The 21,212-nt window shown below is 54.8% G+C and carries 23 protein-coding genes and 1 tRNA gene; 15 read left to right on the forward strand and 9 right to left on the reverse strand.

The window, feature by feature from the left end; translation table 11 throughout:
• Positions 1–226: 226 nt before the first annotated feature.
• From ACO6S1_RS01830 to ACO6S1_RS01850, 5 genes are all read right to left on the reverse strand, one after another.
• On the reverse strand, positions 227–682 hold the full coding sequence (locus ACO6S1_RS01830) for a DUF983 domain-containing protein (protein ID WP_422344662.1): 456 nt from the start codon (positions 680–682) through the stop codon (positions 227–229).
• Between the two features lie 85 nt (positions 683–767).
• Complete coding sequence (locus ACO6S1_RS01835; protein WP_422344663.1) at positions 768–1,088, reverse strand: hypothetical protein; 321 nt, start codon at positions 1,086–1,088, stop codon at positions 768–770.
• Positions 1,081–1,284, reverse strand: coding sequence for a hypothetical protein (locus ACO6S1_RS01840; RefSeq protein ID WP_422344664.1), 204 nt, complete (start codon positions 1,282–1,284; stop codon positions 1,081–1,083). The genes ACO6S1_RS01835 and ACO6S1_RS01840 overlap by 8 nt, the downstream gene beginning before the upstream one ends.
• Positions 1,285–1,346: 62 nt before the next feature.
• Entirely contained in the window at positions 1,347–1,955 is a 609-nt protein-coding gene (locus ACO6S1_RS01845; protein ID WP_422344665.1) for an outer membrane protein, read from the reverse strand.
• Positions 1,956–2,070: 115 nt separating this feature from the next.
• On the reverse strand, positions 2,071–2,967 hold the full coding sequence (locus ACO6S1_RS01850; protein ID WP_422344666.1) for a LysR family transcriptional regulator: 897 nt from the start codon (positions 2,965–2,967) through the stop codon (positions 2,071–2,073).
• A gap of 178 nt (positions 2,968–3,145) precedes the next feature.
• Here ACO6S1_RS01850 and ACO6S1_RS01855 point away from each other — a divergent pair, with 178 nt between their 5' ends.
• The 4 genes from ACO6S1_RS01855 to ACO6S1_RS01870 all read left to right on the forward strand — a co-directional run bounded on the left by ACO6S1_RS01855 (position 3,146) and on the right by ACO6S1_RS01870 (position 5,660).
• The gene (locus tag ACO6S1_RS01855) at positions 3,146–3,766 is read left to right on the forward strand and encodes a glutathione S-transferase family protein (RefSeq protein ID WP_422344667.1); all 621 of its coding nucleotides are present in this window, start codon (positions 3,146–3,148) and stop codon (positions 3,764–3,766) included.
• A gap of 83 nt (positions 3,767–3,849) precedes the next feature.
• Positions 3,850–4,923: a pyridoxamine 5'-phosphate oxidase family protein gene (locus tag ACO6S1_RS01860; protein ID WP_422344668.1), complete on the forward strand. Its 1,074-nt coding sequence runs from the start codon at positions 3,850–3,852 to the stop codon at positions 4,921–4,923.
• The gene (locus ACO6S1_RS01865) at positions 4,920–5,192 is read left to right on the forward strand and encodes a hypothetical protein (RefSeq protein WP_422344669.1); all 273 of its coding nucleotides are present in this window, start codon (positions 4,920–4,922) and stop codon (positions 5,190–5,192) included. Before ACO6S1_RS01860 ends, ACO6S1_RS01865 begins: the two co-directional genes overlap by 4 nt.
• Positions 5,193–5,195: 3 nt before the next feature.
• Positions 5,196–5,660 (forward strand): DUF1348 family protein, encoded by a 465-nt coding sequence (locus ACO6S1_RS01870; RefSeq protein WP_422344670.1) that lies wholly within the window; start codon positions 5,196–5,198, stop codon positions 5,658–5,660.
• 83 nt (positions 5,661–5,743) lie between these two features.
• Here ACO6S1_RS01870 and ACO6S1_RS01875 read toward each other — a convergent pair whose 3' ends face one another.
• Positions 5,744–6,760, reverse strand: a complete 1,017-nt coding sequence (locus ACO6S1_RS01875; protein ID WP_422344671.1) for an AraC family transcriptional regulator ligand-binding domain-containing protein — start codon at positions 6,758–6,760, stop codon at positions 5,744–5,746.
• A 238-nt stretch (positions 6,761–6,998) separates the two neighbouring features.
• Here ACO6S1_RS01875 and ACO6S1_RS01880 point away from each other — a divergent pair, with 238 nt between their 5' ends.
• The 6 genes from ACO6S1_RS01880 to ACO6S1_RS01905 all read left to right on the forward strand — a co-directional run bounded on the left by ACO6S1_RS01880 (position 6,999) and on the right by ACO6S1_RS01905 (position 12,964).
• On the forward strand, positions 6,999–7,823 hold the full coding sequence (locus ACO6S1_RS01880) for an isochorismatase family protein (RefSeq protein ID WP_066749108.1): 825 nt from the start codon (positions 6,999–7,001) through the stop codon (positions 7,821–7,823).
• A 145-nt stretch (positions 7,824–7,968) separates the two neighbouring features.
• On the forward strand, positions 7,969–8,454 hold the full coding sequence (locus tag ACO6S1_RS01885) for a YHS domain-containing (seleno)protein (protein ID WP_422344672.1): 486 nt from the start codon (positions 7,969–7,971) through the stop codon (positions 8,452–8,454).
• Positions 8,455–8,565: 111 nt separating this feature from the next.
• Positions 8,566–9,132 (forward strand): carboxymuconolactone decarboxylase family protein, encoded by a 567-nt coding sequence (locus ACO6S1_RS01890; RefSeq protein WP_066749114.1) that lies wholly within the window; start codon positions 8,566–8,568, stop codon positions 9,130–9,132.
• Positions 9,133–9,259: 127 nt separating this feature from the next.
• Positions 9,260–9,934, forward strand: coding sequence for an FMN-dependent NADH-azoreductase (locus ACO6S1_RS01895; RefSeq protein WP_422344673.1), 675 nt, complete (start codon positions 9,260–9,262; stop codon positions 9,932–9,934).
• A 149-nt stretch (positions 9,935–10,083) separates the two neighbouring features.
• Positions 10,084–11,565 (forward strand): dihydrolipoyl dehydrogenase, encoded by a 1,482-nt coding sequence (locus ACO6S1_RS01900; RefSeq protein ID WP_422344674.1) that lies wholly within the window; start codon positions 10,084–10,086, stop codon positions 11,563–11,565.
• Between the two features lie 145 nt (positions 11,566–11,710).
• Entirely contained in the window at positions 11,711–12,964 is a 1,254-nt protein-coding gene (locus tag ACO6S1_RS01905) for a serine hydrolase domain-containing protein (protein ID WP_422344675.1), read from the forward strand.
• Between the two features lie 420 nt (positions 12,965–13,384).
• On the opposite strand, the gene ACO6S1_RS01910 is transcribed toward ACO6S1_RS01905, so the two are convergent.
• Entirely contained in the window at positions 13,385–14,224 is an 840-nt protein-coding gene (locus ACO6S1_RS01910; RefSeq protein WP_422344676.1) for a hypothetical protein, read from the reverse strand.
• A gap of 140 nt (positions 14,225–14,364) precedes the next feature.
• Here ACO6S1_RS01910 and ACO6S1_RS01915 point away from each other — a divergent pair, with 140 nt between their 5' ends.
• On the forward strand, positions 14,365–14,742 hold the full coding sequence (locus ACO6S1_RS01915) for a hypothetical protein (protein ID WP_422344677.1): 378 nt from the start codon (positions 14,365–14,367) through the stop codon (positions 14,740–14,742).
• A 91-nt stretch (positions 14,743–14,833) separates the two neighbouring features.
• Here the strand turns inward: ACO6S1_RS01915 and ACO6S1_RS01920 are convergent, their stop codons facing one another.
• Complete coding sequence (locus ACO6S1_RS01920; protein ID WP_422344678.1) at positions 14,834–15,274, reverse strand: HAD family acid phosphatase; 441 nt, start codon at positions 15,272–15,274, stop codon at positions 14,834–14,836.
• A 3-nt stretch (positions 15,275–15,277) separates the two neighbouring features.
• Positions 15,278–16,876 (reverse strand): RNA repair transcriptional activator RtcR, encoded by a 1,599-nt coding sequence (gene rtcR, locus ACO6S1_RS01925; protein WP_422344679.1) that lies wholly within the window; start codon positions 16,874–16,876, stop codon positions 15,278–15,280.
• Between the two features lie 265 nt (positions 16,877–17,141).
• On the opposite strand from rtcR, the gene ACO6S1_RS01930 reads away from it, so the two are divergent.
• The 4 genes from ACO6S1_RS01930 (at position 17,142) to ACO6S1_RS01945 (ending at position 21,013) form a co-directional block, all read left to right on the forward strand.
• Positions 17,142–17,217 (forward strand) — tRNA-Pro (locus ACO6S1_RS01930).
• 62 nt (positions 17,218–17,279) lie between these two features.
• The gene (locus ACO6S1_RS01935; RefSeq protein WP_422344680.1) at positions 17,280–18,506 is read left to right on the forward strand and encodes an RtcB family protein; all 1,227 of its coding nucleotides are present in this window, start codon (positions 17,280–17,282) and stop codon (positions 18,504–18,506) included.
• Between the two features lie 33 nt (positions 18,507–18,539).
• Positions 18,540–19,553: an RNA 3'-terminal phosphate cyclase gene (rtcA, locus tag ACO6S1_RS01940; protein WP_422344681.1), complete on the forward strand. Its 1,014-nt coding sequence runs from the start codon at positions 18,540–18,542 to the stop codon at positions 19,551–19,553.
• Between the two features lie 38 nt (positions 19,554–19,591).
• Positions 19,592–21,013 (forward strand): PcfJ domain-containing protein, encoded by a 1,422-nt coding sequence (locus tag ACO6S1_RS01945; RefSeq protein WP_422344682.1) that lies wholly within the window; start codon positions 19,592–19,594, stop codon positions 21,011–21,013.
• The last annotated feature ends 199 nt before the right edge of the window (positions 21,014–21,212 follow it).

The raw sequence follows: 21,212 nt of genomic DNA on the forward strand, positions 1-21,212 counted from the left end.
CAACATACCAGCTCGACTCAGCTGGTGAGGCACGCCGTCCACAGCATCAAAAGCGGACATTATGAATGCGGAAGTTGTCGGTCGGATAAGCGCCCCAATCTAAGACGTTGGGATCGGGTATAGCGTAGCCCGAAAGCGGTCGTAGGTGGCGCGGCGATTGCGTCCGCTTTCCGCGGCGACCGAAAGGCTGCGCTAGGGCTGTTCATGGGCGGCAAGCAGAAGTGGATCATCGAGAGTCTGGAGATCGCCAAGAGTCTAGCGTGTCGCGTTTTGCCTCATCCTCTCTTGCATGCATGTCCGACCAGAGCTTTTCCGTTCCAGCTTCGACCGCCTGGTTTAAGTGTTGGGAGGCGACCAACCATCCCTTGATCGGACGTAATGGGAGTAGACAGCCAATTCCCATCAGCGGGATCGCGATTGCAAAAACAAGAGGCACCGGTAACTCGAGAGCAACCTGAAGCCAGACCACGAAGAACAATAGCGGGAATGCAACAAAGCACAGAGAGAAGAATGCCGGGCCGTCATCCGGAGCCGCAAAACGGTAATCCAAGTCGCAGAATTCGCACCTGTCCTGAATCTTCAGCCAGGAGCGGAACATGCGCCCTTGGCGACAACGCGGACAATGGCCTTTCCACCCCGCAATGAATATTTCCCTGGTTTTGCTGTTCTCGTGATCCGTCATCGGCGATCTCCATTGTTCAAAACTAACGATCGCTGAACCGGACGATCAGACAATCGACAATAAGGGGCTGGCCGTGCTATCATCTCTACGCCAGCCCGCGAAATTCCGAAACAAAACTGGTAAAGAAATCCAGCTCTTCGGCTGTCAAACCCAAGGCCAGCGCCCTTTCTCTGGCAGACTCTCGAGCGGTAACATCACCATTCTTGAGCGCGCAGCCGAAGGCCAGAACTGCCATGGTTCGGACATCGAAACTGCGTTCGCCCAATGCGGCGTCTATATCGGCACCGGAGAGTCCCGCATCGCGCGCCTCCTCCTCGGCCCTAGAAAGGGTATCCTCACAGCCGCAATCGTTAAGCAAAGCCAGTTTGAGCTGGCTTAATATCCGTTCGTACCCAGCATCAGCCATTGCAGGGGTGCACACAGCGTAGGCGCAGAAGATCAGGCAGGTAGCGCTTAACCACCGCAACCAATGCCACTGCAGTCAGGTTCAAAAGAGCCGCGGTCAGGGGACCGCTGCCGAAGGCTGCATTCACGATCGACTGCAGCTTGAACAACGAGAACCCCAGATCAGGCTCGACAAATTTCGAATAAGTCCATCTCATGATGAATTCCATGACCACATTGGTGCCGCAGCCTTTTCAGGACGGCGGCACCATCAAGCGGATCAAAAGTTGTAACTGATGCCGACCAGGGCCTGATGCTGGTCATACTGACCACCATTGTTGCCGAAGTCGGTGTAGCGATATTCGAGACGCGCACTGATTTTGTCGGTCAGCATGCGTTCGACGCCTCCGCCGACGAGCCAACCGTTCAGATTGTCGGATGCACGCGACGTCGCATCATCCGAAACCAGTGTCGTGCGAACCCGGGCATTGGCATAGCCGCCCCGCACATAGGCGAGCGTCTTGTCATCCACGAGGTAACCCGCACGAGCAGACAAATCGAAGCTGTAGCGCGGATCGATTGTGACCGAATCACCGGACGTCTGGCCGCGAACATCATCATCAAATGCGCCGCTGAAGCCAGCCTCGGCACCGATCACGAAGCGGTCACTTACCTTGTAATTATATCCGGCATAGCCACCGAGCACGACGGCATCGCGCGACACTTCGGCATCGACAGGCTGAGCATCGATGGTGCGATCGGCCACTTCAGCCCTGGTCCAGCCCGCCTGAACACCAATATAGGGGCCATCAAAATTATCGGCCTGCGCCGGCGCTGCGATTAAGCCTGCAATGCCTGCGAGGGCCGTTAAGATTATTTTCGATTTCATTTCTAACTCCATATCTTGCCCCTGAAGCGGGGTCGGATATGCAGATAGGATCGTCCGACTTTCGTGATAATCGATCTTCAGCGAAAGATATTATTCCAATAAATGAAACAATGAATCAATTGATGAAGCGGTTTGCCCGCAGTCGTTCAGCAGCAAAATCGACGAATGTCCTTACCTTAGCAGATGCATTCCTGCCTTCCGGATGGACGATATGAACCGGCAAAGGCTCTTCCTCATATTCCTCGAGAACCGTCTGCAGCTCTCCCGATACCAGATCCGGCCCGACCTGATAGGATAGAACCCTGGTGAGTCCCCAACCGGATCGCGCCGCCTCGATTGCCGCAGGATTGGAATTGCAGAACAGACCCGGCGAGACCCGGACAGTCTCCTTTTCTTCTCGACCAAATCTCCAGTCCAGTGAGGTCCAGGCGCTGGTTGCCGCAATTATCCGGTGCGTCGCGAGATTGGCAGGTCGTGCCGGGACACCCTCCCGATCGAAATATTCCGGAGCGCCGCAGACAACACGCCGGACGGATCCGACCTTGATCGCGCTATAGCTGGAGTCGGGAAGATGGCCGATCCGGATGGCGACATCCAGACCTTCGTCAATCAGGTTGGTCACTCGATCCAGAAACACCAGACGGCCTGTCACCTCGGGATAGATGTCGAGAAACTCGGTAACGATCGGCAGAATATATATTTGTCCGAACATCACCGAAGCCGTGATGGTTAAACTTCCGGTCGGCTTTGCAAAGGATCCCGATGCGGCGGCTTCAGCCTCTTCAACCGCGGCGAGGATCTGCCGGCAGTCTTCGACATAACGCGCGCCAATCTCGGTCAGTTTAACCGATCGCGTAGTGCGCGTGAGCAGACGGGCGCCGACTATGTCCTCCAGTCCCGCGACGGCGCGGCTTACCGCAGGCGGACTCATGTTGAGCTGGCGGGCCGTCTCCGCGAAACTTCCGCTATCGGCGATGCGCACCAGCACGCGCATGGCTTGGATCCGATCCATTTTCTTCCTCCGTCAGCAATGGAAGAGCGCAGATTAGCGGGACAGCAGAGAGAAACAACCCATATTGTTTCAATTTGCGAAATACTGAATTCAAAATAATCCCGGTTCTTACGGGAACTGGATTGCTCCACATAGAACCTGCCGAACATATCGGCCCCATATAATCAGGAGTGATCCCATGAAACTTTACCACTTCCCACTTTCCGGTCATGCCCATCGGGCGCGGCTATTCCTCTCACTAATCGATGCGGAGGTTGAAGTCATCGATGTCGATCTGGGCGCAGGCGAGCATAAGCAGCCCGACTATCTGAAAATGAACCGTTTTGGCCAGGTTCCGGTTCTGGTCGACGGTGATAAGGTCATCGCCGATTCCAACGCAATTCTGGTCTATGCCGCAAAGAAATTTGGCCGCACAGACTGGTTGCCGGAGACGCCGGCAGAAGCAGCAGCGGTTCAGCGCTGGCTGTCGGTTGCCGCAGGGCAGATTGCTTTCGGACCGGCCGCAGCGCGATTGATCACAGTGTTCGGCGCCGCCTTCAGCCCGGATGAAGTGATTGGCCGCGCGCACGATGTCCTGACTGTTATCGAAGCAGAACTGGCAGGCCGCGACTGGATCGCTGGCGGGCCAAAACCATCGGTCGCAGACGTTACGCTCTACAGTTATATCGCGCGGGCGCCGGAAGGGAATGTCGATCTCTCTGGCTATCTCGAAGTGAACGCCTGGCTTTCCCGCATCGAAGCGCTGCCCGGATTCGTCGCCTTCCCCCAGACCCCGATCGGGCTCGCCGCAGCGGCCTGACACCATTGGCGAGGCAGCGGTGCGCATTGTTCCACCTCCTGCAGCGCCGCTGCCCCGCCCCCCTTGCAACAGGAACCTTGGCCATGAACAGATTGACTGGCGAACCCGCAGACGGGCTCTTCCACGCAGGCGAAATCGCACTGCAGCGCTCGGTCGGCATGGCTGAACGGATGGAGCATATCGGCGCAAAAATAGTGCGGGATTTCATGCCCGAGCAGCACCGCGACTTCTATGCGCGATTGCCGTTCATCATTGTGGCGACGGTCGATCATTCTGGCGATATATGGTCCACAATGCTGACTGGCGCTCCGGGCTTCATCAGTTCCCCGTCACCCCGGTCTCTTACCATCCGCGGAACGCTTGATGCCGCCGATCCCGCCTCCGCCGGCGCACAGACCGGCGATGCCATCGGCATGCTCGGCATCGAACTGCACACCCGGCGTCGCAACCGGATGAACGGAGACATCAAGAGCGCCGCAGACGGTTCCCTGGAAGTTACGGTCGGCCAAGCCTTTGGCAACTGCCCGCAATATATCCAGCTGCGTGATTACAGCTTTTCGCGTGAAACGGACCTGACCAAGTCGGCGTCGGTCGCGGAATCCGGCGAACTGACCGAGGAGGCCCGTGCCATCATTGCGACCGCCGACACCTTTTTCGTCGCATCCTATGTCGACCGCGGTGACATCAGGCAGATCGATGCTTCGCACAGAGGCGGCAAAGCCGGATTTGTCAGGATAGGCGACGATGGTCAGCTGACGATCCCGGATTTTTCCGGCAATTTCCACTTCAACACGCTCGGCAATTTCCTGGTCAATCCGCGCGCCGGCTTGCTGTTCGTCGATTTTGAAACAGGCGACATCCTGCAAATCACCGGGACCGCGCGGGTTATCACTGATTCTCCGGAAATCGCATCTTTCAGGGGCGCAGAACGGATCTGGAGGTTCAGCCCGACCAAGATGGTCCTTCGCCGGGGGGGCTCGACCTTGCGGTGGACGATGCGTGAGAATGCCTTCTCGCCGAAATCGCTGAGAACCGGCTCTTGGGCAGAGGTTGCGACCGAGCTTGGCGCGGGCCGCGCTACTCACTCCGATAGCAGAGCCCCGCTTTCCGCCGCCGCACGGGCGGCCGGAAGCGCGCCCGGGGAGATCGAACCATGACTATCAGCCTGATAGCTATGCCTGCCGCTGAGGAGCTGGCTATGGATTATTTTCCACCGGATGGCGCCAGCCGCGAGCATGGCGATTTCGTTACCTTTCGCAATATCGCGGGTCTCTATCTGCTGATGTTGCTGCTCATATTCCAGTTTCCATCGGGTGCCCGCTCCGCCGATGCGCAATCAGGCGCGGCAGAGGCGGGGACGCTGGCAGAATTCCCCTGTGAGGATCGCATTCAGCCTCCTCTCTCTCCCCACCAGATAAAGGATTGAACCATGTCACGTCCCCCATTGCCCCCGTTTGACGAAACGTCCGCTCGCGAGAAAGTGAGACTGGCCGAAGATGGCTGGAACAGTCGCGATCCAGCCAAGGTTGCTCTGGCCTATACTGAAGATACCAGATGGCGCAATCGCGCCGAATTTCCCCGGGGCCGCGAAGAAGCCAGGAAATTTCTGGAGCGGAAGTGGGCGAAAGAGCTCGACTACCGGCTAATCAAGGAACTTTGGGCATATAGCGGCAATCGCATCGCGGTTCGCTATGCTTACGAATATCATGATGACAGCGGAAACTGGTTTCGCACCTATGGCAACGAGAATTGGGAATTTGCCGAAGACGGTCTGATGCAAAACCGCCATGCCAGCATCAATGAACGGCCGATCACAGAAGCTGAACGTCTTTTCCGCTGGCCCCTCGGGCGGCGTCCTGACGATCATCCGGGTCTGTCCCAGCTTGGGCTTTAGCGGACTGCCGATATCTGCAGGCACTCTTGCGCACGTGAGGCAGCAGGTGCCGTTCCCGACCAATGAAGAAAGACTTTGAACCTTTAATATTGGACAACCGCCACTCTCGGCCCTTCACCGCGATAGGTCCGCGGCGTTTTTCCCGACCATCGCTTGAACGCACGGGTGAAGGAGCTTTGTTCCGAAAAGCCGGTCAGGAAGGCAACCTCCACCAGCGAATGGCTGGTTTCGCCGACGAGCTTGAGAGCCACCTCCCGTCGTGCCTCATCGACCAGGGATTGATAGCTGTGCCCCAGATCCGACAAGCGGCGCTGCAAGGTACGGCTCCCCATGCCCAGATGGCATGCCACATCCTCGAGGCGCGGCACCCCATCGCTGAGGCTGTTGGCAATCTGGATAACCACCTCGCGGTCAATCCGATCCGGTTCGGTAGTGCGAAGGATTTCCTCCATATGCTCACGGAGAAATTTCCAGATATGCTGGTCTCCGACGCCGTTTGGTCGATCAACGTCCTGTTGATGCATGATAATCGCGTCGACTTCAGCGCCGTGGGTCACCGGACATTTGAAATGCTCTTCAAGCGGCAGCACATCGCCCACCGGCAGGTGAGTGAACTGGACACGCTTGGGGTTGAATTCGTCGCCATTCGCATCGCGCCAAAGCGAGACAAAGGTTCCCAGCGCTGCTTCGTTCGAAAGCTTGGCGCCGTCATTATCCGGGGCAGGCTTACGGTTCATCCACCAGCATTCCGAACCTTTGTCCGCCAAGGCGAAGACGGAATAGGGATTGTAGAGTCTGGCATAGCGGTCAAGCCGCTCGAACGATCGTCGCAGCGTTGGCGCGGATTTGATCGTCAGCCCGAGCGGGCCGAACTCCTCACAGCGCATCGAAGCCGACGTCCGCATGTGAAAGCTGATTTGCGGGCGTTCTTCCCGGGCCAATGTTTCAAACAGCAGGTGGTGCTGTTGCACAGGTATGTGGTTCGCGGGATCGGCGAGCACTTCTCGCGCTATGCCGACGCGCGCCAACGCACGATTGGCGACCGCCTGCTCCGCCTGAGCAATCGCCTTGCGGGCAAAAAGGCTCGAAACTTTTACCACCGTGCGTTCTCCCTACCCCGTCGTTGCCGATTCAATGCTTCGTATAACGCATTTCTCCGAATTTGGCATGCCAGATCAAATTTTTGGCAGCCACGGTCAAGAAATACCGCGCTCGGTCGGCGTAATCCAGTCATCGTCAACTCCAAGGCGAAATCCGGCGAATAGCAATATTTGACCTGTAGGTCCGGATATATGACCCAAGGCGAGTTGGCAGGTTGAAACACTTGCTGAGGAATAAATGATGAACCACCCCCCCAAGCCTTCGCGCAAGCTGGCCTTTGCCCTGCTCGCGTCTATCGCAACAATTGGCATGGCTACCGGCGGCGCAGCCGCACAGGAAGAATCCCGCGCCGCAACCGCAACCCAACCACCGGTCAACGACGGATTGCCGATGCCCGGATTCGAGATCGATCCTGCAACAACCGCGATCGTCATTACTGACCCGCAAAACGACTTTCTGTCGCCCAACGGTGTGACCTGGGGCGTCGTGGGTGAAAGCATCACCAAGAACCGCACCGTTGAAAATCTGGGAGCACTTTTCAAGGTTGCCGATCAAACCGGCATGCCGGTGTTCGTCTCTCCCCACTATTATTTCAAACACGACCATCGCTGGCAGTTCGAAGGCACGCTTGAAACGCTGATGCACTCCATCGGCATGTTTGACCGCCCGCATGCCCTAACCCTCGAAGCTTTTGAAGGTTCAGGTGCTGACTGGCTCGACCAATACAAGCCTTACATCAACAACGGTCGCACAGTCGTGACCAGCCCGCACAAGGTTTACGGGCCTGACAGCAACGACCTGGCCCTGCAGCTGCGCAAGGCAGGGATTTCCAAGGTAATCCTGGGCGGCATGTCCTCGAACCTTTGCACGGAATCGCACATGCGGTCGCTGATCGAGGCAGGCTTTGAAGTCATGGTTGTCACCGATGCCACCGCCGGTGCCATCACCGAACATTATAACGGCTACGATGCTTCGCTTGTGAACTTCCGCATGATTGCCAGTGCTGTCGACAACACCGACAACACCGTCAAGGCGATCAGGGCTGCCTATCGCAGCAAATAGCCCAACCCTCTTGATCTTTGGCTGGAGCCACTGACCCCTCTCCCTGCTCCAGCCGAACGGACGGTGACCGGGAATGCCCATTGCCCCCCGATCCCGGCTTCATCGGTCACCGTCCCCCTTTTTGAAAACTCAAAGGAGATAAATTATGCGTATTTTGCCAACCAGCCTTGCCCTCGCCATCGCGCTTTCCGCAGGCTTTTCGGCACCCGCTCATGCGGCTGACGAATATAATGTTACCAACGGCTATACTCTGGATGGCGCCGGATTGGGCGTCCATGGCGTCGACACGGTTGTACTCAGCACGATGAACGCTGTTGCGCCTGGCGAAGCAAGCCATGCGGTCGTTCACGATGGCGTGACCTATTATTTCGCGTCCGGACTGACGGCGGAACGGTTCCAATCCGATCCAGAGCGTTATCTGCCGCAATATGGTGGTTTCTGTGCCTATGCGGTTGCCCTTGGCAAGAAACTCGATGGCGATCCGCGGTATGCGGACATCGTGGAAGGCAAGCTCTATCTCTTCGTCAACGCCGCTGTTTTCCAGAGCTACCTCGCAGACAAGGAAAACACGCTGCGCACCGCCAAAGAGAAATGGCCGACCATCAAGCACAGCAAAGTCGAAGATCTCTGATCCCCGCAGGACGGCTGGCTATCCCGCAAGGCCAGCCGTCCATGCCGGGAAAACACCCTCTCCCGTTCGTGTCTCTCGTCAGGCACGACCCCATTCAAAGGACCGATTGAAATGACATCTTTCACCACCCACGACTTCGAAACCGCACCCGAAGACGCACAGCCACTGCTGAATGCCGCCACAAGCGCATACGGCTTTATTCCCAACCTGCTCGGAACGATGGCCGAGGCCCCGGCCCTGCTCGAAGGCTATATGACGCTGGCCGGAATTTTCGACAAAACCGATCTGTCAGAGGCCGAGCGCCAAATCATTCTGATGACGAATAACCGGTTGAACGCCTGTCATTATTGCATGGCTGCCCACACTTCGATCTCGCAAGGCGCCGGTGTCCCGCAGGATATAATCGAGGCCCTGCGCACCGATACGCCGATCAATGATCCGAAGCTCGAGGCGCTTCGTACTTTCGCCGCCGTGATCAACAAAACGCGCGGCTGGCCCGAAACTTCAGATATCGAGGCATTTCTTGAAGCGGGCTACACCCGGCAGAATATTCTGGAAGTTGTTCTCGGCACGGCCCTCAAGGTCATGTCGAACTATACCAACCATATCGCGGCCACCGAACTGGACGCTGCATTTGAACCGAACGCCTGGACGACCGACCTCGTCGACATGGGCTGATACAAGGCAAATCTGGTCCATTCTGTCACGCACACAGCCGATATCCCTCGGGAAGGCTAACCGCGTCCACTTCAACCGCGAGATTACCCGCTGACCAGAGCTTGCCGCCACGCAGGAGACCTGAAAAATGACTAGACTATTACGCATTGATGCCAGCGCGCGGATCACGCGTTCGCTTACCCGGGAACTGGCCGACAGCTTCACGCAAAGCTGGCGTGAGCGGCGTCCGCAGGATGAGATTGTCCTGCGCGACGTCGGCGCCAATCCGCCTCCGATCATCAGTGAAGACTGGATTGCAGCGGCTTTTGCAAAGGACCGGTCGACCGATCAGCAACAGCTTCTTGCGCTATCAGACGAACTGATTGCCGAAGTGGCCGGTGCCGACATCTTCGTCATGGCAACGCCGATGTACAACTACGGCATGCCCGCCGCGCTCAAAGCGTGGTTTGACCAGGTTGTGAGAATCGACAAGACTTTTACCTTCGACCTCACTCGCGGCGATGCCCCGCTTGAGCCGATATTTGCGGGCAAGCCCCTCATCCTGCTCACTTCATGGGGGGAATTCGGCTTCGCTGCTGGAGGGCCCAATGAAGGGCGCGACAGCCTGACTCCGCATGTCCGCACGGCATCGCGCTATCTTGGCGTGGAGACAATTCACCAGGTCGGGATCGAGTATCAGGAGTTTGGCGACGAACGCTTTGACGCCTCGCATAAAGCAGCCTTTGCAGCGCTCGATCCCTTGGTCGAAACACTGGTCACGACGCTCCCCCTGAACTCAGACCGCAGAAAGTCGGCAGCATGATCGCTCTACCTGAAGAACATGCACCTGCGACACGCGAGGCAGATAGGCGCGGCCACAGCATGCTCTTGGCGCAATGATCGGCAAAGCCCAGTGCGTGGGTTTTCACTTACCCCGTCTCGCTCTCTCTAAAATCATCAGGATCTTTTTCCATGACCAATCAAACGGTAATCACCAACAGCTACAGGCCGATATCTGGCGCCGGTGAATTCGATTTCGATGTCGCCATCATCGGCGCTGGCACAGCCGGAATGGCGGCCTATCGTGAAGCTTCGCAATATAGCGATCGCGTTGCACTGATCGATGGCGGGCCACTAGGCACAACATGCGCGCGCGTGGGCTGCATGCCTTCCAAACTCCTGATCGCAGCAGCCGAGGCAGCGCATGCGGGGTCCAGGACTCCCATGTTCGGGGTCCGATATGACGATCCGGCGATCGACGGCATAGCCGTGATGAAACGGGTACGTAGCGAGCGTGACCGCTTTGTCGGTTTTGTCACAGAGGCTGTCCATGGATTCGACAAGGGCGAGATAATAAGGGAATATGCCCGCTTCGAAGACGATCACACGCTTCGGTTGAGCAGCGGACGCAAGATTTCTGCCCGCACGATCGTCATCGCCACCGGTTCGCGGCCCGCCATTCCCCAAGCATTATTCGCCGCCGGCGAAAGGCTGATCGTCAATGATGATATATTTGACTGGGCCGATCTGCCCGGTTCGGTCGCGGTATTCGGGGCTGGTGTCATCGGGCTGGAATTGGGCCAGGCCCTGCACCGGCTGGGAGTGCGCGTGCGTCTTTTCGGAAGGGGCGGTCAGGCCGGGCCACTAACCGATCCAGTGGTGCGCCAATATGCGACCGACATTTTTTCTGGCGAGTTCCCGGCCATCTGGAACGCTGACACCCGGATTTCGCGCAAAGGGGAGACAGTCGCGGTGCGCTGGGGCGAAACGGCGGATCAGGAAGCCAGCTTCGACTATCTGGTCGCAGCCACCGGTCGCAGGCCCAATATTGATAAAATCGGTCTCGAGAATTCCGGCCTGCCGCTCGGAAAGACGGGCGTGCCTCAATATGACCCCTTGTCCGGCCGCGTTGGCGACACCCATATATTCATTGCCGGCGATGCTGCGCTTGACCTGCCGCTGCTGCACGAAGCGGCAGATGAAGGCCGCTTGGCCGGAGAGAATGCAGCGCGCTTTCCGCATTCATACAAACGATCTCGCCGCACCCCGATCGGCATCGTTTTCTCCGATCCGCAAATTGCGATGGTCGGGGCCAGCCATGCCTCGCTCTTGGCTAGACAGGGATGCCACTTCGCGACCGGAGAAGTTTCATTTGAGGACCAGGGCCGTGCCCGGGTGATGGGTCTCAACAAGGGTATCCTCAGGCTTTATGCCGAACACGGCAGCGCACGGTTTCTCGGAGCCGAAATGATCGGCCCTTCAGCTGAACATATCGCGCATCTTCTGGCGTGGTCCATTCAGGCCAACATGACCGTAGAGCAAATCCTGCAAATGCCGTTTTACCATCCCGTACTGGAAGAGGGCGTGCGCACAGCCTTCAGAAATTTGAACCATGCTCTTGGATTTGGCCCCAATCCTCCACTGCGATGTATTGATTGCGGGCCGGGAGCCTGATCCATGGTCTTTTGCGGAAAGATGATGAAGATGGCGCTGCAAGACAAATTATGGGCAGAACCGGCCGCCATCGACCTCAAAACCCCAGAAAGCCTTGCCAGAAAATGGCGAACGCAGCAGTTCCTGCAAGTGAATGGAGAACGTCATGAAGAAAATGATCGGCATCGCAGCCTTAACATTATCGGCTATCGTCATCTGGTCCGGCTCGATCTTTGTCATCGGCAGCGAGGGATGGCTGAAACGTCCCATCGCAGCCGATGCCTCGGCGCAATCGTTTGTGGCGGCGGCGGCCGAAATCGTAGAGCAGGACCACCGCGGCAATCTGAGCATGCTTTTGGTCGAAGGCGGCAAGGTTGCTGCAAGCCATCATTCTTCCACGGGTAAGCCGGTTGACGAAAATTCGGTATTTCAGGTCGCTTCGTTGAGCAAATGGCTCGCCGCATGGGGCGTCATGACTCTTGTCGAGGATGGTGTCATAGACCTGGATGAGCCGGTATCGCGCTATCTCACCCGCTGGCAACTGCCCACCGGCCCATTCGACAATGATGGTGTAACCACCCGGCGGCTGCTCAGCCATACAGCAGGGTTGGACGACGGTCTTGGCTATGCCGGTTTCGATTCCGACAGCGCGGTGCAATCTCTCGAAAGCTCCCTCGACCGAGCGCTGGACGCATCACCGGGGAAAAGCGGTGTCGTTAAGGTCGGCAGCGAACCCGGCGCCAGCTGGAATTATTCCGGCGGCGGCTACACGCTTCTACAGCTGCTGATCGAAGAAGTCTCGGGGCAGCCATTTACCGATTATATGGCTGAACGGGTATTCGAGCCGCTGAACATGTCGCAAAGCGGTTTTGACCACAAGAAAGCCGCCGGACTGGGTCTCGCAGAAAATTTCGATCTCGAGGGGAATGTCGAACCGCTGAAATATTATAGTTCATTGGCCTCCACTTCCCTTTTTACCAGCAGCCGGGACTTGGCTCTTTTCCTGGCAGCACAGGGGCCGGGATCAGGGCATAGCGTCCTGTCTGAAACCAGCATGCGGTTGATGCGCCAGCCGCACGCGTCCCAGATGGGCGCCGATATCTGGGGCTTGGGAACAATGCTCTATGCACCGAATAATGCGGGAGACTTCATCATCGGTCACGACGGGAATAACGAACCGGCGATCAACACGGCTGCGCGGCTCGACCCTGCCACCGGCGACGGGATTGTCATACTGGAAACCGGGAGGGATCTGCTCGCCACCCACCTCGCAAGCGAGTGGGTTTTCTGGAAGACCGGTAGGGTGGACAGTCTGGCTTTCGCAATGGGCCTTTCGACCTGGCTCCTATGGGCTGGAGCGGGATCATTTTCGATTCTTTTGATGGGGATTGCACTGGGCTGGAGGCGCCGCAAGCGCTGACGGAAGGAGCTGTTGACAGTTTAGTGCGCCGGCTATTGTGTTGTGTCGCTTCAGTGGATTTCATGCTAAAAGCGGGCGTGCAGGAGTTTGTTGCTCACTAAACTAAGCTGCGCTTACTGTGCGCTCAACGACTGATAGCAAGTTTGCGCTCGTGACAGGCAGGCCGGCCCGGGAAAAGTACGTGCAGCGAAGCCCGTTGGCCGCGATCATCTGAGAATACTTCGAAATGTCTGCTTCTGGGTCGCAAGCGGAAGTTCCTGAAATGCGAACCACAACGTCTGCTTTGTCGGTATCGCAGATTAAATGCAGACAGTCTGCAAACGGCCCAATTGCTGTCGTTAAAAACGACCTAAACTATTGTCCGCTTTCGGGATAGAGCGGACGTCTAGTTTCTGTCGTAAACCGGCTTATGCTTTCGGATCATTGCTGCCCCAGATACCTGATCCTGACCGTTGCGCATAACCGTTCCGCCTGTTGCACGGTCATGGATACCACATTGTCTTTTCGATCATGGTGATCCAGCTGGATATCAAACGGCCGTCCCAATTCCACATATCGCGTAAAAAGCATCTCACCGCCGATGACTGTTAACGGTTCTCCGTCGAGCAAAAGGCTGGCAAATTGCCTCCCGACATCGGCCAGATGCGTCGAATTCACATGATCGCCAGACCCGCTGAGATAGGGGTGCAAGGGAGGAAATCCATTTTCTTTTGTGATCAGCGCCCGCGCACAAGAGGTCTTGCCATCGATGAGGGGCGAGAGAAAACTCTGACTTTGCGTCGCAACGCCCACAGCATTTGCGGCGGCATATTGAAAGTTCGTTACGGCAGGGATCGTTGCCATTTTTGCTTTTGCTTTATGGCGCCAAGCTTCAAAGTCTCGGTTCTGAAACACGACGCCAGTCCCATCCATGCCGTAGACGAGCGCTTCGTCGTCATCGAAAAAGCTAAGCCCGAAACGAGCTGTGCCTTCCTCGTTCATAGGATTTGCAATGCCGTGCGTCGCATGCCCTACTCCGGGCTTTCCACAGGTCCATTCTGTCTGCGTCAAAGCCGACCATTTCGTCGGATCAAATGTTCCGCGCGCCGCACTCGTCTCTACCGACGCCCAGTAATTGACGGTCTGCACCACGATTGGATCAAACGGATGCAACGCCAGCCACGGCCATTGGTCCTTGTCGGACGAGCATTTAAAAGTAACGGTTCCATCATCCAAAACGTGATGGGAATGTGTGAACTGGCTTGCTGGTGCTTTCGGCATATAGGGATGATCGCAGAAGTTTGCCGTCCTGACAATTGTCGCGGGATTGGCGCTCTGCTAATGTCCGCTTTGGGCGCATCTGTGGACATAGGGGATGCCCTAAAATTGTAGAACGAAGCTTTATCTGCCAATAACGCCACATGACGCGTATTGATCGACTAGAACAGGCCATTTCCAATCTTGCGGCAAATGCCGATGAACAGCACGCTTATCTTGAAAGCATCTTGGCTCCAGTGAGTGGTTATAACGACGGCCGAGGGTACGGGAATGATGAGCTCGGCTTGGAGTTTGATGATATTTTTATTGCCGTTGATGATGTGGTTCACTGTTCAGAGCTATCGAAAGATCAATTGCAAGCAACCAGGTTATTGGACGAACATCTAGGTCAACTATGGGGCGAACAGAACGCCGATTTTTGGGCGCGCGACGCACTTTGGCACGATCCACGCTGGCAAGTGGTTCGAGATTTAGCAAAGAAAGCAAAAAAGGTTTTCCAAAAGAATCAGAAAACACGCTAGTGTCCGCTTTCGACATAAAGCAGACACCAAAAATCTGGATAATATCGACCTTACCGCTAGCCTCTATAGGCATCTGTACCTCGAATAAATACTAGAAATCACCTACATCGCATTGCAGGCAGACAATGCCATTCCGACGCCACATATCAACAACTTGCTGACGGTCATCGACAACAAACTCGATTGCTTTTCCCGCGGCCTTTAAACGATACAAAATCTCTTCCTTGATGATATGATCGGCTCTGAAATCATCGTCCGGCCGCATCAATATATGTTCGAATGGGATTTCATTCCAGGTCAGCCATTGCTCGGTCAGAGTTCTTGAACGTTCATTTCGTCCGGTTACCAGAATGAGTTCATAAGCGTCTGATGCCCAAAGGGACTTATACAACGCCACGATCGGTGCATTGGGCGTATCTGCGCCCATCTCCGCATTAAAGGATTTCCAGTCAGGTTTATCTTGGGCTACGTAATTTCGTCGATGCTCGATATTCGCGAGTGTTCCGTCAATATCGAATAATATTGTTTTCATACACTATGCCTCCGCATGAATGTCAGCCCAGCTTAATCCAAAGCGGGCAAGGTATTTTTTCAAGCGGTCTGCATCGTTGGCACTTTTCCGGCGCTGACGGGATGATGCGAATAGCGTGCGTCCAGCTTCTGACATTGATTTGCTATTACGGCTGACTTTTATAACTTCCGCCAACTGCACCTGGTCGAAAGGATCCAGTTCATTCAGTTGCTCATCGCCCAACATATTTTGGAGGATATTGTCCGTCTCAACCTTATTCCCGTGCCAAAGGCGGTCCAGTTTCTTGGTTTCCAGGTCAACGGTTTCGCGGCCTATTCTGCCCTCGGGAGAAAGGGTTGCCATTCGCGTAACACTCGCCGCAAGGTCGCGAAAATTGCCTGTCCAAAGCGCGCTCGGCGAATTGGCAAACTTCAGATATCGATCGCGCGCTTCTTTGTTGAAAGTCACGCGATTGCCCTCTCTCTCAGCAAAGCGGTCCAGTTCATAATCCAGATTGGGTTCGATATCCTCCTTGCGGTCCGCGAGACCCGGCAGCGCAAATGTCCAGAGGTTGAGACGGGCAAGAAGGTCATCGCGGAAAGTCCCCTTGGTCACGGCCAGCGAGAGATCCTTGTTTGTACCGGCGATCAACTGAAAGTCTGAATCCACTTCCTTGTCTGCACCAACCGGCAAAAAACGCTTCTCTTCAATCGCGCGCAAGATCATCGCTTGTTCGTCCGCGCCCAACTCGCCTATCTCATCAAGGAACAGCATCCCCTTGTCTGCTGTTCGCAATAGACCGGCGCGCTCTGTTGCCGCTCCGGTAAACGCACCCTTGGTGTGACCAAAAAGAGCAGACATGGCGCTGTCCCCGCGCAAGGTGGCACAGTTTACCTCGACAAAATTTCCCGAGACCTGATGTTTCAATTTTTTGAGTTCAAAGATGCGGCGGGCCAACTGGCTCTTGCCAGCACCTGTTGGCCCCGTGAGCAAAATTGGTGCTTTCGATCGGCCGGCTACTTGTTCGATTTCATCAATCAGGGCGTTGAAAGCCTTGTTCTTGGTTTCGATGCCCGACTTTAAAAAAGACGATCCTTCAGCCATTTGCACGGCAAAGCGAGAGGCGAGACTGTCGTAACGCGACAAGTCCAAATCGATCATGCTCAATCGGCCGGGAAAATTCCCCGCCGACATTTTCGCGGGCTGTGTCTGCAACAGGCGGCCAGGCAGAAAGCGCGCCTCTGTGAGAAGAAACAAGCAAATCTGTACGACATGCGTGCCGGTTGTGATGTGGATCAGATAATCCTCTTTGTCAGGATCAAAAGGATATTCGCGCGCAAAGTCGAGCAGCTTGCCGTAAACTTCTTCAAACTCCCAGGGATCGTCAAATCCCAAGAGCCGCTGGTCAACCTTGGTTTCCGGCGAAACAGAGGCAATGTCCGCTGCGACCTGATCGGCCAGCCGATGATGCTGTTTGCCATGAATGAGGACAAATCGATCGATGCGCAAATCTTCGTGCATGGCGATAGAGACGGACGGTCGCCACTTGTTCCATCGCGTCGGCCCAAATTTCCCTGCATCGAGCGTAGAGCCCAAAAATCCAATGACAACAAGTGGTTTCATATTTTATCTTATAAGATAATATGATATCTATTTATATAGTTTATTTTACAAAATTTTCGAATGCTCAAATGATGATTTGGGCGACAAAATTGATATTTTTGCATATTAATCAAAAGTTTGCGTGATTTTAGATCTTGCAACCGAAAAACTGGCACGGTCGCTGCTATGCTATGGGTATCCGGATGATTGCGCAAACATGGTCAGCCGGGTGAAGCGGAAACCGGAGCGGCTGGAATGGGCCAGCCGCTCCAGAGGTTTCCAAAAGCAGGATGTAGTTCAATCGGTAGAGCGTGTGCTTTGGAAGCATGATGTTGTTGGTTCAAGTCCAGCCATCCTGACCAGATTTTTATGATCCTATCTATGTGGCCTTTGGCTGCTAAAGAACATGATAAGGAGACCTGCGATGGTCGATACAAAATATGAATATGTGGACGTTGAAGGCGGACACCCGATCAAAATGTGGACACGTGGTGTCCCGGTAGATGATGGCGCCCGCGTTCAGCTTTCCAAAGCGGCACAGATGCCGTTTATTTTCAAGCATATGGCCGCGATGCCAGACGTTCATGTCGGTATTGGCGCGACCATTGGTTCGGTTATTCCGACCAAAGGCGCGATTATTCCGGCTGCTGTCGGTGTTGATATTGGCTGCGGCATGATGGCCGCTCAAACATCGCTGATGGCGAGTGACCTTCCGGATAACCTGGAAGGCATTCGGAGTGCCATCGAAGCCGCCGTGCCGCATGGCCGGTCGGTTGGTCGCGGTCGGCGGGACAAAGGTTCATGGGGTGATCCACAAAGTGAGATTACCGATGCATGGGCGCCGCTGTCGGCGCGGTTCGACCGGATCACGGATAAATATCCACGGTTCAAGAACACGAACAACATCGCGCATCTCGGTACGCTCGGTACAGGCAATCATTTTATTGAGCTATGCCTTGATACCGAAGACCGGGTGTGGGTGATGCTACATAGTGGTTCGCGGGGTGTCGGTAACGCTATTGGCTCGCAATTTATCGAACTGGCAAAGCAGGATATGCGCAAATGGCATATCAACCTGCCGGATCAGAATCTGGCCTATTTCCCGGAAGGGACCGACCATTTTGACGACTATGTCGAAGCGGTAGACTGGGCACAGGATTTTGCGGCGGCAAACCGTCAGATGATGATGAAAAATGTCATCAAGGCGCTGCGTAGCCAGATCGCTAAACCGTTTGATGCACAGATGGAGGCGATTAACTGCCACCATAACTATGTCAATCGGGAGCGGCATTTCGGCGAAGATGTGCTTGTCACCCGGAAGGGGGCCGTGCGTGCCTCAAAAGGCATGATGGGTATTATTCCAGGGTCAATGGGCGCAAAATCGTTCATTGTTCGGGGTCTCGGAAACCGAGAGTCCTTTGAAAGCTGCAGCCATGGTGCAGGCCGGGTTATGTCCCGGACCGAAGCCAAGAAAGCGGTTAGTATCGAAGAGCATATCGAAGATACAAAAGGCGTTGAATGCCGGAAGGATATCGGCGTGCTCGACGAAACGCCCAAGGCTTACAAGCCGATCGAAGCGGTAATGGCCGCACAGGACGATCTCGTCGAGATTGTCCATACGCTGAAACAGGTTGTGTGTGTGAAGGGTTAGCCTTTCACACACCAATCCTTAAGGACATAAGAGATGATTATTATTGATGGCTCAGAAGGGGAAGGTGGCGGGCAGGTTCTGAGAACCTCTGCATCGCTTTCGCTTGTCACTGGTGAGCCTTTTCAGATTAGCAACATTCGCGGAAAGCGCGAAAAAAAGGGACTGATGCGCCAGCATGTGACTTCGCTTGAGGCCGCCTGTGCAATCAGTGATTCCGAGTGCGAGGGCCTTGCTGTTGGCTCGGCGGACATTACGTTCCGGCCCGGGCCGATCAAAGCGGGCAACTATAATTTTGCGGTCGGGACTGCGGGTAGTACAAATCTGGTTCTGCAGACGATCCTACCTGCCCTGATCTTTGCGGATGGACCTTCCCATATTGTTCTCGAAGGCGGAACCCATAATCTCATGGCACCGCCCTTTGATTTTATTGAACGGACCTTCCTTCCGATCATCAACCGCATGGGACCAAATATCTCGGCCAAGCTGGTCCGGCATGGATTTTATCCGCAAGGCGGGGGCCGGATTGAAATTGACATCACTCCTGCGCCTCTTCAGCGCATTGACTGTGTTGAACGTGGCAAATTGTGGTCAACCAAAGGCACGGCCTATTTTGCCGGCCTTCCCTTTGATATTGCAGATCGCGAGGTCAAAGCTGCCAACAAGGTTCTTGATTGGGATGACGGTGCGATTGGCGTACGCGAGCTTCCTGAAGGTCAAGGACCTGGGAATATACTAATACTGGAAGCTGCGTTTGAGAATGTTAGCGAAGTGGTGGCTGGTTTTGGTAAGTTTGGTCTCAAAGCAGAACGCCTTGCCAAAACTGCTGCAAATCGGATGAAGGGTTACATGGAGAGCAATGCGTTTGCAGGACCCTATTTAGCGGATCAGCTTCTGCTTCCTTTTGCTCTGGCCGGTGGCGGATCGTTTACGACGGTGAAACCAAGTCAGCACAGTCTAACTGGCGCTAATGTGATCGAAAAATTCACCGGGAGGAAAACCAGTTTTGACCAGCAGGAAGGCGGCGAGTTTCTCGTGCGTATCAGTTAGTGGCAAAGCGTTCCAGATTTCTTCAGGAAAGCGATCCTGTGCCGGTCAAAATCGAACGGCATATGCTGGCGCTCAATTTCATCCAGTCGACAGACTATTTTGACTGGTGCTGGGCCAATGGCTTTGATGGCTCCTTGGAAAAGTCCGCTATGGACCTTCGGGAGGAAATCGAAGCATATCAAACTGAGCAGATCAAAAGAAAGTCGCACGCCAAACTTCATCGTAATCCGAAAGCCTTTCTGGCTGCTGTTTGCCAAGGTGAACTATCATCAGATGAGATCGACCGACCAGTATTCAAATTGGCTGCTGCAGAAATTGAAGCCAGCAAGGAAGATGCCGAGGCAAGATCATCACTGCTAAGTATGTTATCTCACCTTACCATTTTCGGAGATTTCATATTCCAGACCGTTCCAAATCGCGATGAAACGCCGTTCATCAGAGGATTGATCAAACTACATGATCGGAAAGCATTGTGGCTGCGTCCGCTTGAAGAATGGAAACCAAAGAGCAAAAACCGCGAACGAATGTTTGGCGAACTGACTCATCATTTATTTGACAAATTTGGAGATGTGCCCACTTTTATGGAAGCAGTATGGTTGAGGAACGATCGACCTAGTTGGCGTTACCGTGATTGGTTCGTCCATTTGGGACGCGGATACAACCTCAGAAAAGCTAAGTCCGTTATTCCTCTCACAAAGAAAATGGCTCATCACTATTTGCAAGCACCAGACAATTATACTGTCGAACAGGCTATACGCTGGGGGCAGATGAAGGCTCTGGGATGTTCGGATGCGGCGGTCGATGCTGTGGCAGGTTCCAGGCTTGGTCGTTCCTTGGTGAACGAGGAATTTTGGTTCACCGTATTGAGATTCTTCGCGAACAATCCGATGCTTGATCCTAGGCAAATCGGCCCGATCGTTGATTATCTGCAGAACCAACGCTTCGAATCTATCGAGGTTGAAATCGAGCCGGGCAATTGGAGGACTGATCCTCCTGCGCAGCCTAGTTTGTCGATGAATGGTCGAACGGTAGATACACTGCTCAAACAGGTCGATGCATGGCACCAAAGCCTTGGAAAGCTGCGCAACCTGCCTTCCGGTCTATATGAGAAAGCTCCGTTCGATGGCATTGTCATTGAAAAACGTCGCGGCGACAAAATCGAACGATGGGTGATTAGACAGCTCCTATCTGCGAAAGATCTGCAAGTTGAAAGTGATGATCTGCGCCACTGTGTAGCCAGCTATCACTGGTCGTGCGCTCGGGGCTATTGCACTATTTGGAGCTTAGCGGTGGGAGTAGATCATCAAAAGCTTGAACGCCGTCAGACCATAGAAGTTGATAGCAATGGAATGATCGTTCAATGCCGTGGCTTGGCAAACCGAGATCCCACTACCCACGAGTGGTCCATTGTGAACAGCTGGGCTCGAGAAGCCAATTTGCAGGTGTCCGGGTATCTTTGAAAACTTCCTGATTGACCGGTTTTCTTGGGAAAAAGAAGACACTTCACATACTGGATATTATCAACCTTTCAGTCAGAGTACGAAATGTCTGATAATGGGCCGTATACAGAATGTCCGGTTCTGACTGCTATGGGTACAGAATCGGACATCGGTTCTTCCTTGTTCTCTACGAACCCAATGTGAACTCCGGTCAAAAACG

The sequence above is a fragment of the Parasphingorhabdus sp. genome, from assembly GCF_965233695.1.
In the GTDB taxonomy this organism is placed as follows: Bacteria; Pseudomonadota; Alphaproteobacteria; order Sphingomonadales; family Sphingomonadaceae; genus Parasphingorhabdus.

Excerpts from the sequence above, each read along its gene's own strand:
- ACO6S1_RS01905 (WP_422344675.1), top strand. The coding sequence starts at position 11,711 with ATGAAGAAAATGATCGGCATCGCAGCCTTAACATTATCGGCTATCGTC.
- ACO6S1_RS01900 (WP_422344674.1), top strand. The coding sequence starts at position 10,084 with ATGACCAATCAAACGGTAATCACCAACAGCTACAGGCCGATATCTGGC.
- ACO6S1_RS01885 (WP_422344672.1), top strand. The coding sequence starts at position 7,969 with ATGCGTATTTTGCCAACCAGCCTTGCCCTCGCCATCGCGCTTTCCGCA.
- ACO6S1_RS01865 (WP_422344669.1), top strand. The coding sequence starts at position 4,920 with ATGACTATCAGCCTGATAGCTATGCCTGCCGCTGAGGAGCTGGCTATG.
- ACO6S1_RS01830 (WP_422344662.1), bottom strand. The coding sequence starts at position 682 with ATGACGGATCACGAGAACAGCAAAACCAGGGAAATATTCATTGCGGGG.
- ACO6S1_RS01870 (WP_422344670.1), top strand. The coding sequence starts at position 5,196 with ATGTCACGTCCCCCATTGCCCCCGTTTGACGAAACGTCCGCTCGCGAG.
- ACO6S1_RS01895 (WP_422344673.1), top strand. The coding sequence starts at position 9,260 with ATGACTAGACTATTACGCATTGATGCCAGCGCGCGGATCACGCGTTCG.
- ACO6S1_RS01845 (WP_422344665.1), bottom strand. The coding sequence starts at position 1,955 with ATGAAATCGAAAATAATCTTAACGGCCCTCGCAGGCATTGCAGGCTTA.
- ACO6S1_RS01855 (WP_422344667.1), top strand. The coding sequence starts at position 3,146 with ATGAAACTTTACCACTTCCCACTTTCCGGTCATGCCCATCGGGCGCGG.
- ACO6S1_RS01920 (WP_422344678.1), bottom strand. The coding sequence starts at position 15,274 with ATGAAAACAATATTATTCGATATTGACGGAACACTCGCGAATATCGAG.
- ACO6S1_RS01850 (WP_422344666.1), bottom strand. The coding sequence starts at position 2,967 with ATGGATCGGATCCAAGCCATGCGCGTGCTGGTGCGCATCGCCGATAGC.
- ACO6S1_RS01880 (WP_066749108.1), top strand. The coding sequence starts at position 6,999 with ATGATGAACCACCCCCCCAAGCCTTCGCGCAAGCTGGCCTTTGCCCTG.
- rtcR (WP_422344679.1), bottom strand. The coding sequence starts at position 16,876 with ATGAAACCACTTGTTGTCATTGGATTTTTGGGCTCTACGCTCGATGCA.
- ACO6S1_RS01860 (WP_422344668.1), top strand. The coding sequence starts at position 3,850 with ATGAACAGATTGACTGGCGAACCCGCAGACGGGCTCTTCCACGCAGGC.
- ACO6S1_RS01890 (WP_066749114.1), top strand. The coding sequence starts at position 8,566 with ATGACATCTTTCACCACCCACGACTTCGAAACCGCACCCGAAGACGCA.
- ACO6S1_RS01835 (WP_422344663.1), bottom strand. The coding sequence starts at position 1,088 with ATGGCTGATGCTGGGTACGAACGGATATTAAGCCAGCTCAAACTGGCT.
- ACO6S1_RS01915 (WP_422344677.1), top strand. The coding sequence starts at position 14,365 with ATGACGCGTATTGATCGACTAGAACAGGCCATTTCCAATCTTGCGGCA.
- rtcA (WP_422344681.1), top strand. The coding sequence starts at position 18,540 with ATGATTATTATTGATGGCTCAGAAGGGGAAGGTGGCGGGCAGGTTCTG.
- ACO6S1_RS01935 (WP_422344680.1), top strand. The coding sequence starts at position 17,280 with ATGGTCGATACAAAATATGAATATGTGGACGTTGAAGGCGGACACCCG.
- ACO6S1_RS01910 (WP_422344676.1), bottom strand. The coding sequence starts at position 14,224 with ATGCCGAAAGCACCAGCAAGCCAGTTCACACATTCCCATCACGTTTTG.
- ACO6S1_RS01840 (WP_422344664.1), bottom strand. The coding sequence starts at position 1,284 with ATGAGATGGACTTATTCGAAATTTGTCGAGCCTGATCTGGGGTTCTCG.